This window comes from Collinsella sp. HCP28S3_E12, assembly GCF_052065595.1.
GTDB lineage: Bacteria > Actinomycetota > Coriobacteriia > Coriobacteriales > Coriobacteriaceae > Collinsella.
The window spans coordinates 1-13,994 of record NZ_JBQHTS010000017.1 but is presented as its reverse complement, the minus strand read 5'-3'; the positions used below and the strand labels follow the sequence as shown (position 1 = coordinate 13,994).

Here is a 13,994-nt window from a genome sequence, read left to right as displayed (position 1 = left end):
CAAAAATCTACGGCGCTTTAGCCTAGCAAAGTGGCAGCAGGACGCTACAATGGTTCGATGCGAAAAACTCGGCCGAAAGGATACGTATATGTACCAGACGCGTAAGATCGGTGTGGTCGGCCAGGGCCACGTAGGAGCACATGTCGCCAACAGCCTGCTCATGCAGGGCATTGCCGATGAGCTGTACCTCTGCGATATCAACGAGGCAAAGGTGACGTCCGAGGTCCAAGACCTGCGCGACTCCCTTTCGTTTGTCCCGTACAACACCAAGATCGTCAACTGCTACGACCACTACGAGGAGCTGGCCTGCTGCGACGTCATCGTCAACGCCGCCGGCAAGGTCGCACTGGCCGCCGGCAACCGCGACGGCGAGCTGTTCTTTACCACCGACGCCGCCCGCACCTTTGCCAAGCGCATCGTCGATGCCGGCTTCGACGGCGTCTTCGTGAGCATCTCCAATCCCTGCGACGTCGTGTGCACCGAGCTGTGGCACCTGACCGGCTACGATCCCAAGAAGATCATCGGCTCGGGCTGTGGCCTGGACTCTGCCCGCCTGCGCACCGAGATCTCCAAGAAGGTCGGGGTGAGCCCCAAGTCCATCGACGCCTACATGATCGGCGAGCATGGCTTTAGCCAGCTGGCCGCCTTTAAGGCCGCAACCATCGCCGGCAAGAGCCTCAACGAGCTTCAGGCCGAGAACCCCGACAAGTACGCCTTCGACCACATGGAGGTCGAGGAGCTCGCACGCAAGGGCGGCTATGTGACCTACGCCGGCAAGCAGTGCACCGAGTACGCCGTTGCCAACTCCGCCGCGCGCGTCTGCGCCGCCGTGCTGCACAACGAGCATGCCGTGCTTTCGGCCTCTACGCTTATGACCGGCCAGTATGGCGAGGAGGGCATCTTTACCTCCCTGCCGTGCGTGATCGGCGCCGAGGGCGTCGAGGAGGTCTACACGCTCGACCTTTCCGAGCACGAGCTCGAGGGCTTCCACAAGAGCTGTCAGCATATCCGCGACAACATCGCCCAGCTCGACTGGTGGGACGCCGAGGCCTACGACGCCAAGTAGTCCGCCGGTTGATGCGACAACTCACTCATACGGACACAATGTAAAGCGGGCCGCGCCGGAAACCCACCGGCGCGGCCCGCTTTTTGACTCACGCGACACGCTTGCAGATTTAGGTCTAATACTTTTCCCGAAAAGTGAACGAGCAAAAACGAGCCCTCGAAGCATCGGCACTTTGTGGAGACCATTTCCTGCAGTTTCATTAAGATTTTCCTGCTGTTTTGGCGCCAAAAAATGTCGATGTTTCGGGGGTCCAAAATAGGTCGTTCACTTCTCGAGAAAAGTATTTGACTTCGTTTTCGACAAACAAAAAGGGGCGCCGTAACGCAAACGGGGCCCGCGCTTGGCGAAGGCCCCGTCATGAAAAATCGCGTTCCCCGTTACCTAGTACTGCTCGACGCCCATGTAGCGGCGAACCTCGGGACTGTGGTCAAATACCTTACCGCGGGCGGCGCGCAGCTCACAGCTCATCGCATAGAAGAAGATCGGCTCCAGGTACGAACGCACGCTGGCAGGCACCTCGCCCACGCCGTACTCAAGCGCATCGAGCACCATGACTGTATCGGTGTGTGTGTTGAGGAATGCCAGTGCGCGCTCCTCCATGGGACGACACTCGCCAGCGCCAAGCTGCACAAAGTAGAACACGCCGGGCTCGGTAGCCTCGAAGGGACCGTGGAAATACTCGCCGGAGTGGATGTAGCAGCAGTGCTGCCACTGCATCTCCATGAGCGAGCAGATGGCCATGGCGTAGGTCTGGCTAAAGTTGGGGCCGGAGCCCAGGATATAGAAGAACTTGTGCTGCTGGCAGAGCTCGGCAAAGCGATCGCCCAGCTCGGCGTTGACCTTCTCGCGGGCAGCGGGCAGCAGCGCGTCCATCTGCTTAAGGCCGGCGTACATGTCGGCGAGCGCCTCGTAGCCCTCCTGCTGGTCGAGCAGCTCGGCGGCGATCAGAGCGCCGATGCCCTGCGGAACTTCGGCCTGCGACTCGCCCTTGCCCCACGGGTAAACCCAGGTGGTCCACTTGCCGTTATCGATCTTGGAGCCCGCGTAGTCAGTCATAGTCACGACCTCGGCACCGGCGGCCAGCGCCATCTCGCAGCCGTCGACGACCTCCTGCGTGTTACCGCTGTGGCTACAGGCGATGACGAGTGACTTCGGCCCTAGGCTCTTGGGGGCCATAAGGCAAAACTCGCGCGCCGTGTAGACCGTCGAGGCAAACGTGGTTGCCTCGCGCTTGAGCAGCTCATTGGCCGGCATAAGGTCAATCATCGAACCGCCGCAGGCGATCCAAAAGACATTCTCGATCTTACCCTTGCGCTCGATAATTTCCTGAACCAGATCGTGCGCGTTCACGGTGACATTCCTCCCTGTGTGGCGGCTTTGAGCGTCGACAGCTCGTACCTGCGGTCGTTCTATGTTGTCCTATTTATAGCACGCAAGCTGTCACAGGTGAATTCATTTCACCAAACTTGTTCTGTATTGTTCTATCTATGGACGTTAGATGTCGAACACGTAGCGCGACCCCACGATCTTTTGGCGCCCGAGCAGCAAGGGCCGCTCGTCCGCATCGGTAAAGTACGCCTCCATATAAAAGAGCGGCTCGCCGACCGGCACCTCCAACAGCGGGGCCGTCTGAACATCAGCGAGCGCGATCTCCACGGTACAGGGATCGGACTTGAGCGGTGCGCGGCCCGAATGCACGGCAACGAGCGCAAAAATCGAATTGTCGGTGAGGTCCTCGTCGGCAAGCTGCTGCAGATAGGGATGGTCGGCCAGCACAAAGGCGTTGTTCTCGAGCATGACGGGCACGCCATCGGCCGTGCGCACGCGCTCGACCACGATGAGCTCGCAGCCGGGTTCCACGCCAAAAAAAGCCGCGTCCTCGCGCGTCGCCGCAATCACCGTGCGCGACACCAGGCGCGCTCCGGCCGCCATGTCGTTGGCAGCGCAGCCCTCGGTAAAACTCTGGACGTCGCCTTTCTGGACAATCTTGCGCTTGAGCTTGGGCGCACACACAAACGTGCCCCTCCCCTGCTGACGGTTGAGATATCCCGCGCGCGACAACTCCTCAATGGCGCGACGCACGGTAATGCGCCCCACGCCGTAGGACTTCGCGAGCTCCATCTCGGAAGGAATGCGCGAGCCGGCAGCGTACACGCCGCGCGCGATCTCGCCCTTTAGGTCGTCCATAACCTGCTGGTACAGCGGCACGGCGGACACGTCAGTACGGTCGGTCTTGCTATCGGCTGCCATCGTTACGCTCCATCCCGTGCATGCTCGGATTCAAACTCTTCAATCGCCGCCATAAACTGCTCGCCAAAGGCGTCGGCTTTTTTCTCGCCAATGCCGTTGACCCGGATAAGCTCGTCGCGCGTCTGAGGGCGCAGGCGGCACAGACCGCGCAGGGCCTTATCGGAGAAGACCATGTACGGCGCCATCTCCAGCTCGGTCGAAATCTCCTTGCGGAGTGCCCGCAAGCGCTCGAACAGCTCGGCATCGTCGCCCACGCGCGGGCGCTGATCCAGCTCGGCCTCCTCGCGTAGCAGATCCACCGCACGGCGGGCGCGGGCCGAGGCCTTGCGCTTGGATGCACGACGCTTAACGGTAAAGGCAAACGCCTCGTCCTCGACCTCGCCGGCACGCGGGCCCAGTCCCACGACCGGGTACTGTCCCTGTGAGGTTGCCAAATAACCGCGGCCGCACAGCTGCCCGATGATGTCCTTGATGCGCCCGACCGATTCGCTCGACAGCTCACCGTAGCCGCGGTCCTCGTCCAGATGCATCTGGCGAATGCGCTCGGTGTTGCCGCCGTGGAGCACGTCGGCGATCAGCGACTTGCCAAAACGCATGGGACGCGTAGCCACATAGCGCACGGCGGCGCGGGCCATATCGGTGACGTCCTCGACCTCGAACTGCGTGAGGCAGTTGCTGCAGTTGCCGCAGCCCTCGGCGTCGTCCGTGGCGGCACCGCTAGCACCGGCTTCGGCGGTATGCTCGGCCGCAGCCTCGTCGCCAAAGTAGCGCAGCATGTATTCGCGCAGGCAGCCGGTGGTATTGCAGTAGCCCTCCATCTGGCTGAGCAGGCGGTATCGATTCTGGAGCGCCCACGCGCGTTGCTCGTCATCGAGCGCCTCGTCGGCAGCATCGCCGCGATCGATCAAAAAGCGACGCATGCGAAAATCATTGCCGTTCCACAGCAAATGGCAGCTGGCTGGGTCTCCATCGCGGCCGGCTCGGCCCGCCTCCTGGTAGTACGCCTCGATGCTCTCGGGCACGTTGTTGTGAATCACGTAGCGCACGTTGGGCTTGTCGATACCCATGCCAAAGGCGTTGGTGGCAACCATTACCTGGATATCGTCGTCGATAAAGGCGCGCTGGCTTTGCCGGCGGGCGTCGTTGCCCATGCCGGCATGGTAGCGGCCAACGCGAATGCCGCTGGAGCCCAGCGCCTCGGCAAGCTCGCTTGCCAGCGCATCGACGGTCTTGCGAGTCGAGCAATACACGATGCCGCTTTCACTCGAATGTGCGATCACATAGTCGCGCACCCACGCGGCCTTGGCCTTGTCGCCCATCTCCTCGCAGCCAAAGTAGAGGTTCTTGCGATCGAAGCCCGTCACCACCGTCGCGGGGTTTTGCAGGCCGAGCATCTGCTGAATGTCCGCACGCACGCGCTCGGTCGCCGTAGCGGTAAAGGCCGCCACGATGGGGCGCTGCGGCAGGGAATCGATGAACTCGCGAATCTGCAGGTAGGCGGGACGGAAATCCTGGCCCCACTGGCTTACGCAGTGGGCCTCGTCAATGGCCACGAGCGGCACGCCAATGCCGGCGGCGGCCGCGGCCTCCCGCGCAAAAGCTAAAAAGCGCGGCTCGAGCAGACGCTCGGGCGCCACGTACATAAGCTGGTAGCGGCCCTCGCGCGCCCGCTTGAGCACGGTGTTTTGCTGGGCCGGAGTAAGACTGGAGTTGAGATAGCTGGGTCGCGCACCCGCCGCGAGCAATGCACGGGTCTGATCCTCCATAAGCGACAGCAGCGGACTCACCACAAAGGTGATACCGGGCAGCATGAGCGCGGGCACCTGGTAGCAAATGGACTTGCCGGCGCCCGTGGGCATAACGCCCAGCGCATCGCGGCCGGCAAGGATCGCATCGACCATGCGGTCCTGCCCCGGGCGAAACGAGGTGTAGCCAAAATAGGCGCCGAGCGTATCGAGCGCCATCTGCTGCATGCTATCGGTCATGGTTTCCTAACGTCCAAGTCATCTGCCGCCGATTATACGCCGCCACGCGGACCGGTGCCGCACGGCTGCCGGCCACGGGCAATGTAATCCGATGGGAACGAGCGTGGATAATCTCCCACTTTGAACCCGTACACAGGCCAAAAACGGTGGGTAGTCATTGGGGACATTCTTGACAAGCGCGGAAACGTCGCTGGTTGAGCATAAGTCAGCGAAAACGCCCCTAAGCGAGCAAGGTGACGTGAAAGAGGAGGGAAGCGTACTTCGGTACGCGACCGACGATTGAACGTCAGATTGCCGCTTAGGGGCGTTTGCAGCGTCGACCGGTCCGCCGTTCGTTAGAACGGCGGAACCAAAGGCGTAGCGTCGAGCCGTTACGCGGTTTGGTAAAACCGCGTAACTTATATGACCATGACGTAGCGGCTGCCCACGTAGTACTGCTTGCCGAGCAAAACCGGCTCGCCATTGGGACCGGTAAAGCCGGCACGCAGGTTGAGCAGCGGATCGTGCGGAGCGATGCCCAGCTCGGCCGCCTGCTCGGCATTGGCGCGAACGGCCTCGACCGTGCGGTAGCCAACCGAGGCAATCGGCGTTCCACCAACACGCTCGACCTCGGCAAAAATCGACTTGTCCTCAAGATCGGCCGTCAACAGCTCACGGTAGGCATCAAAGGGCACAAAGATGTTCTCCTCAAAGATGGGCTCGCCGTCGGCCGTACGCACGCGCTTGATATGCAGCAGCAGCGCATCCTTCTGCAGGCCAAAGAACTCCATCTCGTTTTGGCGCGCCGGAACGATCTGGCGATCGATTACATGCGCGCCGGCCTTCATGCCATTGTCGGCACACAGCGCGGTAAACGTCTGCAGCATCGAGGCATGAAACTGGCGGTTGATGTGCGGCGTGGAGACAAACGTGCCACGGCCTTGCTGTTTAACCAGATAGCCATCGGAACACAGCTCCTCTACGGCGCGGCGCACCGTAATACGGCTCACCTCGTACTGCTCGGCAAGCTCAAGCTCGGACGGGATACGCTCCTTGGGTGCATAAACACCCTTCTCGATCGAATCCTTGATTTCGTCGTAAATCTGCTGGTACAGCGGCGCATTTTTGGGTGCAGGCATATCTAATCACTCTTATCGAAATATCGGGATAACAAATACGTATATAACGTCTAGTTTTATGTTACCTCATAACGATAAAACGATACACCCTCCCTACCAAAAAGGGACAGGATTGAGCAGAGCCGGCAAAATGCCAAATACCTTACTTGCCGTCGTCCTGCTGCAAGCTGTCCTGTTCGCTGAGGCGCACCTGCCTGCTGGCCATGCGTGCGGGCTTGTCGGGATCAGGAACAGCCGTGGGCATGGGTTCGTCGACATGACCGCCCCACCAACCGCCCACAAAGTTGAGCGTGTGGAACACGTTGATCACGGCGCCGGGATCAACCTCGCATACCAGCCTGATAATGTCCTGGCTCTCGTAGGTCGAGACAACGGTGTGCAGCAGGTACATCTTCTCGCGGCTGTATCCGCCGACGACCTCGGCGCAGCTAATGCCGTGCTGAAAATGGTTTACGTAGGCAGTCATGACCTCGTCTGCCTTACGCGTCGTGATCTGCAGCGTCACACGATCGTAGCGATGATAGAAACTGTCGATGGTCTTGGTCGAAATAAACTGAAACACAATGGAATACGCCGCCTTGTCCCAGCCAAACATAAAACCAAAGATTGCCAGGATAAAGCAGTTGAAGCCAAAGATGACGCCCCAGATGGTCTTGCCTGTGTGGTTGGAGACCCACAGCGCGATAAAGTCGGTGCCGCCGGTGGATGCGCCGGACTTAAGCGCGATGGCAGCACCCAGGCCCGAGACCACGCCGCCAAAAATGATGAGCATGATCTTGTCGCCTAAAAACGGCGCAAAGTGAAAGACGTTGAGGAACAGCGACGAGAGCACAACCTGCATCATCGAGAAGAGGACAAAGCGCTTGCTAATGCCGCTCCAGCATAGGAGCGCCACGGGGATGTTGAGTGCGAGCATACCGAGCGAGATGTCGATGTGAACGCCGCCTAGCGAGGTAACGCGATCGAGAAGGACCGCGACGCCGGTAAAACCGCTCGGAAGCAGGTCAGCGGGCCGAATGAACGCCTGGATCAGGAATGTCTGGAGAACGGCAGAGACCGTGACTGCCACGGCAGTAATGGCACGGCGGACGATGGTGAGGCGGCCGAGTACGAGCACGCGGTCCGTGAGCTGATCGATGGCATCCGCCACGCAGGCTCCTTTCGAAGGCAGATATAGTTGTGGGGCATGCCCGCGATTGTAGCATGGAGCGTGCGGGGGCGCCTCAATTCACCCTCTCTCGACAACCATCAGAAGGACCGTGAGGCCGCTCAAAAGAAAAACGCCGTGAAGAGAGCGATCCCTTCACGGCGAATTCGGCATTTGCCCAGATAAAACCTGCCAAAATAAACCTGTCCCTAAATGGCAGGTAGGATGTCACACAGATTGTCAATGACAACGTCGGCGGCAGACTGGTCCAGGTTGACGCCCTCGTGCGGACGCAGCGCCAGGACGCGGGCGCCAGAGCGCTTGCCAGCCTCGATGCCCAGAGGCGAATCCTCGATAACCAGGCACTCGGAAGGCTCCACCCCCAGCGCCTCCATGGCACGCTGGTAGATCTCGGGGTCGGGCTTAAACGCACTGCACTCGTGACCGCTGATGGTGTAGTCCAGCACGTCGGCGATGCCGGCAATCTCCACCAGCTCGTCGATCAGCTCGCGATAGGACGAGCTCGCGATGGCACACTTCACGCCGCGCTCATGCAGCTCACGCATCACCGGCTCCGTTTGCTCGTTGAGAAGCTCGGCATACGGAACGGGGTGGTGCGGGCTGTAGACCTGCTTGTACTCCACGCGCAGGCGCTCACGCAGCTCAACATCGTCGGGCACCAGCGCCTTCCAAATGGCCGGCTCGTTAGACCCCGAAAGGTCGGGGATCTCGTCAAAGTGGAACCCCTTCTCTTCCATAAACGCCACGCGGCGACGGTTGTAGAACCACTCGGTATCGACCAGCACGCCGTCCATGTCAAACAGCACCGCCTTGATCATACGCTCCTCCTTCCACCTGCCAAAAAGGGACAGGTTTATTTTGGTAGGTTTTATCTGGGGTTTGCGGCGCGACAAACACGCCCCCAAAGCAAAAAAGGGGACGGGGCGAAAACCCCATCCCCTCTCAATCAACCCGTAAGGTCTACTTACTTGTGATTAGTAGGAAAGCTTCCACATGTAGCGACGCATGGTCAGCGGGTGCTGACGGGCCTCGGCGATCTGGTTGCCATACTCGCGCATAACGGCGAGGTGCAGCAGCGGGTTGAAGTAGGTGACGACGCTCGCGGGCACGGCGTCAGCCAGGCCGTAGTCCTTGGAGTCGATCAGAGCGACCTTGGCGCCCATGCGCTTAAGGAAGGTGAGGGCGCGGGCGTCCATCGGACGGGTAGCGCCATCGGACATGAAGAAGACGTAGGGCTTACCCTCGGTGGAAACCTCGAACGGGCCGTGGAAGTACTCGCCGGTGTTGTAGGCGGCGGCGTCAATCCACTGCATCTCGGTGAACAGGAAGGCGGCGTGAGAATAAGCCATCTTCTCGGAGGCACCGGAAGCCATGAAGTAGATCATCTTGTCGTCCTTGAAGTCCTCGGCGAACTGCTTGGCAAGACCCTTGGCGGACTGAGCGGCGTTCTCGCAGAGGTCGAAGACGTTGGTGAGGCCGGTGATCATGTCCTCGTAGTGGTCATAGCCCTCGGTCTGCTGAAGGATCTCGAGAGCAAGAGCGATGGCATAGCCGGGCTTCTCACACTTGGCAGCGTAGTTGGCGTGGAAGCCGTGGATGATGACGTGGTCGGCGTCGACGGTCAGAGCGGAGCCGGCCTTATTGGTGAGGGAGACGACCGGGCAGTTGTGCTTCTTGGCGGTCTTGTTGGCCTCGACGGTCTCGGGCGTGGAGCCACCGAGGGAGCAGGTGATCACGAAGGTGTGCTCGTTGACCCAGGAGGGTGTGTCGTAGTTGAACTCGTTTGCGGTGAAGATCTGAACGTTCAGCTTGTCCGTGTTGTTGGCCAGGAAGTACTTGGCGGGGTAAAGGTCGGACATGGAAGCGCCGCAGCCAACGAAGGCGACGCTGTGGATCTCGTGGTTGGACAGGACGTCAGCGACGATCTGCTTAGGGAGGTTAAGGTCGATCTCGTACATCTGACACATTCCTTTCGATTTTTGCGGCGCCACTTTGCCGGACGTGCGCAGGATTACCGTGATTTGGACCGAGTCGCCGGCCCATTGAAGATGTGACATAGGGACTGTCCCTTTGACACATTTAGGGATGGAAGCCTGCCTGGGGTATGGGATGCCAGGCAGGCTCCCCGGGGAAAGCGGTTAGACGCTTGGGCGCGACTAGGCCAGGATGCCGGCCGCGGAGAGGGCGATGCCGCCCACGATGGCGATCACAAGAAGCCAACCGGTGTTGACGTTCTTCTTGATGAGCCAGTACATAAGGCCGGTGAGGCCAAGGGAAATCATCTGGGGCATCATGCCGTCCAGGATGTCCTGGATCACGACGGTGCCGTCAGCGAACTGCAGCGGGGTGGTGGCGCCGATCAGCGTAGCGATCATGCCGCCCACGGACATAAGACCCACGATGCCGCAGACATACATGAGCTTCTCCATGAGGTCGCCGCCCTGAAGCTTGCTCAGGTACTCGTGGCCGCCCTGATAGCCCATCTTGGCTGCGAACCACGTGATCAGCACGGAAGGCACGATGGAGATGAGCATGGCCAGGATCGGGCCCATGATGGAGCCCTGCTGAGCCAGCTGAACGCCCAGACCAAAGGCGATAACGCGGATGGTGCCCTGGAAGAAGGAGTCACCAATACCGGAAAGCGGGCCCATGAGGGAGGTCTTGACCGCGTTGATCGAATCGGGATCGAAGTTCTCGGGATCCTTGGCGTACTCCTCCTCCATGGAGGCGGCGAGGCCCAGGACGAAAGCGCTCGTCTGCGGAGTGCAGTTGTAGAACGCCATGTGACGGCGATAAGCCTCTTTCTTGGCAGCAAGCTGCTTGGGGTCGGACTCATCCGGATAGAGGCGATCGAGCGTGGGAACCATGCCATAGAGGAAGCCCATGTTCATCTGACGCTCGTAGTTCCAAGAGGCCTGGATGGCCCAGGAGCGCCAGAAGAACTGGCTGACCTTCTTGTTCAGGGACACGTCCTTGGTTGCGGTTGCCATAGTGTGTTCCTCCTTAGTCTTCGTCGTCTTCGAGCGGATCGTAGTCGGAATCGACACCGGCGGCTGCATGGGAACCGTTGAACTTGAAGCCCATGAAGACGACAGCCAGGCACACACCGATCAGAGCGACCGCGATGACGGACAGGTTGAGGTAAGCGGCGAGCAGGAAGCCGATGAACAGGAACGGAGTCATACCCTTCTTGATCATCATGGTGAGCAGCAGGGCCAAGCCGTAGGCGGTCATGATCTTGGTCGAAACGTTAAGACCAGTGGACAGCCACTCGGGAACCATGTTGACGATGGCCTGAACCAGGTCGGTGCCAACAAAGACGGCGAGGAAGATCGGCAGGAAGTACATGACGGCGTACAGACCAGTGCCGACGCAGATGTGCATACGGTAGGCGGTCTTGAACTTTCCGTTATCGATCGCGCTATCTGCCACATGGGTGAGGGCGGCGATGATGGAACGGAACACGATGCCGAGGAGCTGACCCAGGACGGCGACCGGGATGGCGATCGTCATGGCGGTCTCGGCGGAAGCATCGGTCAGGCACGCAAAGGCAGCGGCCACGATGCCGCCCAGGACCATATCGGGCGGAACGGCAGCACCGACCTGCACCAGGCCCATGGACACCAGCTCGACGGCGGCACCGACGGCAAGGCCGGTGGGCACATCGCCCAGCAGCAGACCGACGAGCGTAGCGCCAACGAGGGGCTGCTCGAAGTTAAGACGACCGAGCAGGCGGGAGTCCCACATGCAGAACACGCCGACGAGGCCGACGAGCACCGCACTGATGAACGTATTCATACCCTTCTCCTTTCAGTCAGGCAAAAGCCTGGTTGACTACAGCTTGGCGTCGATGTCGACGCTCTGATACGTGGGGGTCTGCTGGACATAGAGCTTGATGCCCATGTCGAGCAGCTGGTTGATGTCGGCCTTCTGGGTGGCGTCGAAGAAGACGGAGCTGTCCTTGCCGCCGACCTGATCGGCACCGTCGTGGTTGGCGGTGGCGCCCAGGTTGATGGCGTCGAGCTTGTAGCCCTGGCAGAACTGCAGCATCTCGGCAGTGTTGCCAAAGACGAACATAACGCGCTCGCCAAGGGTGTTGAGCTTGTCCATCTTGGCGAGGGCGCGCTCGACGGTGAAGACGTTCAGGCGCACGCCCTGGGGCTTGGCCAGCTTAAGAGCGCCCTTCTTGATGTCATCGTTGGCGGCAGCGTTGTCGACGACGATGATGCGCTCGGCCTGAACCTTGGTGGTCCAGGTAAAGACGACCTGGCCGTGCAGCAGACGGTAGTCAAGACGTGCGAGGACGATCTTGGCGGGACCGGAGCTGTGACGGGACGCCTTGGCCTTCTTGGCGGGAGCCGCGACGGCCTCGACCGGTGCGTTGGGGTTGGTCAGACCAGTGCGGGCCTCGTTGATGAGGGCCGCGAGCTCGGTGCCCTTGACGGGGGCGGGGCTCATAGCGAGCGTGAGCGCCAGCGGGATGTTGAAACCGCTGACAACCGTGAACTTCGTGCCGTTCTTGGAAAGCTCGACCATGCTGTTGTTGACCGAGCTGCCGAGCATATCGGTCAGCACATAGACGGTGTCGTCCGCGTTGAACGTGGCGATCATGGCGTCCACCTTATTGGTGATGGGCTCCTTGTCGTCACGAGCAAGCGACACGACGTGGACGTTCGACACGTCGCCGAGAACCATCTCGAGCGTGTCTTTGGCGCCTGCGGCCAGGCCGCCATGAGATGCGAGAATGATCTGATTCATCTTGCCTCCTCCTTTTCGTTATGGTCATTATAACGTCTTATACGCTACTTACATTGATAATTACTATAAAGACCGTTCGCGGTTAAAAATCGACCGTTTACGGGGTTAACGTACTCGAAACATTGGGGCTGGGTAGGCGGGCCCTGGCTGGATAACCCCAGGTCGGATGCCGCACGCAATTCCCTATCGCACGAAGTACCAGGGACTTTCCTGTACGGTGGGCTCCAGCGCGATGCCGGTGCGTTCCTTAAACAGATCCATGTCCTGCGATTTCTCCGTCCACCACGCGTTGGGCTTAAAGGTCATGCTCTCAATGACATGACCGACAAACACACTGTTGCGCAGCTTGGAAAAGTCGGTATTCATAATCAGGATGGACGCGAGCACCAGCACGATGCCCAGGACTTTGATCGCGCCGGCGGGCTCGGCGTAGACACCAATGCCCAGCAGTACGGTGACAACTGTCTCGAATGACATTACGACGGGAACTTTCGACGTCTCGAGCCCCATGGACAGACCCTGCATATATAAGATGTAAGCCACGGCTGTGGGGATGAGTCCAAAGCCAAGGAACAGCAGCAGCAGCTGTGGCGACATTGCCGCGGCGACATCTGGCCACGGAACCGCGATAGCTGCCATAACCGCACCGCCAAAAACAAAGCCCCAAAACGTGACAGCCAGCGGGTGGACCGTCTTGGTTGCTATTCGGCTAAACACCGCGAGCGACGCACCACAAAGGCCTGCAATCACACCCGACGTGACGCCCCAAACCGAAAAATGAAAACCGGAAAGGTCGCCATTGGTCACTGCAAGCACGCAGCCAACGATGTTAAAGACAATGGCAACGAGCTTGTTAGGGGTCACGTCCTCGCGATAAAGCACGCGGCCGAGCATGACGCCAAACACCGGCGAGGTGTAGAGCAGCACCGAGGCCGTGGACATGCCCACCTCGCCCATGCACTCGTAATAGCAGGTGTTGGCGGCGGCCAAACCGACGATACCGACAAGCGCGCAGGGAACAAGCTCTTTAGGGCTTGCCTTGAACAGGGTCAGCGGACCCTGAGCCACGGTAGACCCCTCACCCGGGCGGCAGCCCATAAACATCAGGACCGGCGCCAAGATAAGCGCTCCGACCAACAGGCGAAAGGCCGCCATGCTCTGAGACGAAACACCCATGGCCGAGATGCCGTTTACAAAGATTCCGATGCTGCCCCACATAAGCGCGGCGATCAGCACCAGCACATAGCCCAGATTGCTTTTCTTCAACGCAGCCTCCTCGGTATTGTTTCCAATATGTTTCATACTACGTTATAGTCGTTATATACATTTTTCAAGCCACAAATCGCCGAACGGAAAAATCTGCTCCCCCACATACTCATTGGGGACGTACTTAAACGACTAGTCATTGGGGACGTTCCTGAATGACTAGTCGTTTAAGTACGTTCCCAACGACTAGGACTGTCCCCAACTGCCGGCAGAAAGGGAACGTCCTCAACTGCCACATCTGGACCAAGGCGACGCCGATGCTTTGGCAACGTCAGACACTATGACCCAATCCGAGGGCACTAAAAAGATAGGAGCCCCCGCTCGTGACCGCGGGTCGGGGCTGCGACAATGATGTTGAAGTGCCATAGGCGCAGCCGCGCCGC

12 protein-coding genes and 1 pseudogene are annotated in these 13,994 nt (G+C 59.8%); 2 read left to right on the top strand and 11 right to left on the bottom strand.

Translation table 11 applies throughout. The annotated features are described in order from the left end of the window. The first annotated feature begins 88 nt into the window (after positions 1–88). Positions 89–1,066: an L-lactate dehydrogenase gene (locus ACTNBY_RS07390; RefSeq protein WP_441063958.1), complete on the top strand. Its 978-nt coding sequence runs from the start codon at positions 89–91 to the stop codon at positions 1,064–1,066. Between the two features lie 381 nt (positions 1,067–1,447). On the opposite strand, the gene ACTNBY_RS07385 is transcribed toward ACTNBY_RS07390, so the two are convergent. The 3 genes from ACTNBY_RS07385 to ACTNBY_RS07375 form a co-directional block, all read right to left on the bottom strand. Further along, positions 1,448–2,416, bottom strand: a complete 969-nt coding sequence (locus ACTNBY_RS07385; RefSeq protein WP_441063957.1) for an SIS domain-containing protein — start codon at positions 2,414–2,416, stop codon at positions 1,448–1,450. Between the two features lie 144 nt (positions 2,417–2,560). Beyond that, positions 2,561–3,316, bottom strand: coding sequence for a GntR family transcriptional regulator (locus ACTNBY_RS07380; RefSeq protein WP_441063956.1), 756 nt, complete (start codon positions 3,314–3,316; stop codon positions 2,561–2,563). A gap of 2 nt (positions 3,317–3,318) precedes the next feature. Continuing rightward, on the bottom strand, positions 3,319–5,301 hold the full coding sequence (locus ACTNBY_RS07375) for a RecQ family ATP-dependent DNA helicase (RefSeq protein WP_441063954.1): 1,983 nt from the start codon (positions 5,299–5,301) through the stop codon (positions 3,319–3,321). Positions 5,302–5,609: 308 nt separating this feature from the next. Between ACTNBY_RS07375 and ACTNBY_RS07370 the strand changes: the two are divergent. Next, positions 5,610–5,675, top strand: a pseudogene (locus tag ACTNBY_RS07370) (hypothetical protein); the annotation flags it as partial. A 24-nt stretch (positions 5,676–5,699) separates the two neighbouring features. Here ACTNBY_RS07370 and ACTNBY_RS07365 read toward each other — a convergent pair. From ACTNBY_RS07365 to ACTNBY_RS07330, 8 genes are all read right to left on the bottom strand, one after another. Beyond that, a complete protein-coding gene (locus tag ACTNBY_RS07365) occupies positions 5,700–6,419 on the bottom strand; it encodes a GntR family transcriptional regulator (protein WP_427719478.1) in 720 nt (239 codons plus the stop codon). A gap of 142 nt (positions 6,420–6,561) precedes the next feature. Further along, entirely contained in the window at positions 6,562–7,569 is a 1,008-nt protein-coding gene (locus tag ACTNBY_RS07360) for a YitT family protein (RefSeq protein ID WP_441063952.1), read from the bottom strand. 206 nt (positions 7,570–7,775) lie between these two features. Then, positions 7,776–8,405: an HAD family hydrolase gene (locus ACTNBY_RS07355; RefSeq protein WP_441015582.1), complete on the bottom strand. Its 630-nt coding sequence runs from the start codon at positions 8,403–8,405 to the stop codon at positions 7,776–7,778. A 156-nt stretch (positions 8,406–8,561) separates the two neighbouring features. Next, positions 8,562–9,545 (bottom strand): SIS domain-containing protein, encoded by a 984-nt coding sequence (locus tag ACTNBY_RS07350; protein ID WP_441063951.1) that lies wholly within the window; start codon positions 9,543–9,545, stop codon positions 8,562–8,564. A 198-nt stretch (positions 9,546–9,743) separates the two neighbouring features. Continuing rightward, entirely contained in the window at positions 9,744–10,577 is an 834-nt protein-coding gene (locus tag ACTNBY_RS07345) for a PTS system mannose/fructose/sorbose family transporter subunit IID (RefSeq protein ID WP_154518549.1), read from the bottom strand. A 13-nt stretch (positions 10,578–10,590) separates the two neighbouring features. Further along, positions 10,591–11,385 (bottom strand): PTS mannose/fructose/sorbose/N-acetylgalactosamine transporter subunit IIC, encoded by a 795-nt coding sequence (locus tag ACTNBY_RS07340; RefSeq protein WP_154518546.1) that lies wholly within the window; start codon positions 11,383–11,385, stop codon positions 10,591–10,593. A gap of 36 nt (positions 11,386–11,421) precedes the next feature. After that, positions 11,422–12,345: a PTS mannose/fructose/sorbose transporter subunit IIAB gene (locus ACTNBY_RS07335; RefSeq protein WP_154518543.1), complete on the bottom strand. Its 924-nt coding sequence runs from the start codon at positions 12,343–12,345 to the stop codon at positions 11,422–11,424. A gap of 183 nt (positions 12,346–12,528) precedes the next feature. Next, positions 12,529–13,611 carry a DMT family transporter gene (locus ACTNBY_RS07330; RefSeq protein WP_441063950.1) on the bottom strand — a complete coding sequence of 361 codons (1,083 nt, stop codon included), beginning with the start codon at positions 13,609–13,611 and terminating at the stop codon, positions 12,529–12,531. Positions 13,612–13,994: the final 383 nt, after the last annotated feature.

Excerpts from the sequence above, each read along its gene's own strand:
- ACTNBY_RS07390 (WP_441063958.1), top strand. The coding sequence starts at position 89 with ATGTACCAGACGCGTAAGATCGGTGTGGTCGGCCAGGGCCACGTAGGA.
- ACTNBY_RS07380 (WP_441063956.1), bottom strand. The coding sequence starts at position 3,316 with ATGGCAGCCGATAGCAAGACCGACCGTACTGACGTGTCCGCCGTGCCG.
- ACTNBY_RS07375 (WP_441063954.1), bottom strand. The coding sequence starts at position 5,301 with ATGACCGATAGCATGCAGCAGATGGCGCTCGATACGCTCGGCGCCTAT.
- ACTNBY_RS07365 (WP_427719478.1), bottom strand. The coding sequence starts at position 6,419 with ATGCCTGCACCCAAAAATGCGCCGCTGTACCAGCAGATTTACGACGAA.
- ACTNBY_RS07355 (WP_441015582.1), bottom strand. The coding sequence starts at position 8,405 with ATGATCAAGGCGGTGCTGTTTGACATGGACGGCGTGCTGGTCGATACC.
- ACTNBY_RS07350 (WP_441063951.1), bottom strand. The coding sequence starts at position 9,545 with ATGTACGAGATCGACCTTAACCTCCCTAAGCAGATCGTCGCTGACGTC.
- ACTNBY_RS07345 (WP_154518549.1), bottom strand. The coding sequence starts at position 10,577 with ATGGCAACCGCAACCAAGGACGTGTCCCTGAACAAGAAGGTCAGCCAG.
- ACTNBY_RS07340 (WP_154518546.1), bottom strand. The coding sequence starts at position 11,385 with ATGAATACGTTCATCAGTGCGGTGCTCGTCGGCCTCGTCGGCGTGTTC.
- ACTNBY_RS07335 (WP_154518543.1), bottom strand. The coding sequence starts at position 12,345 with ATGAATCAGATCATTCTCGCATCTCATGGCGGCCTGGCCGCAGGCGCC.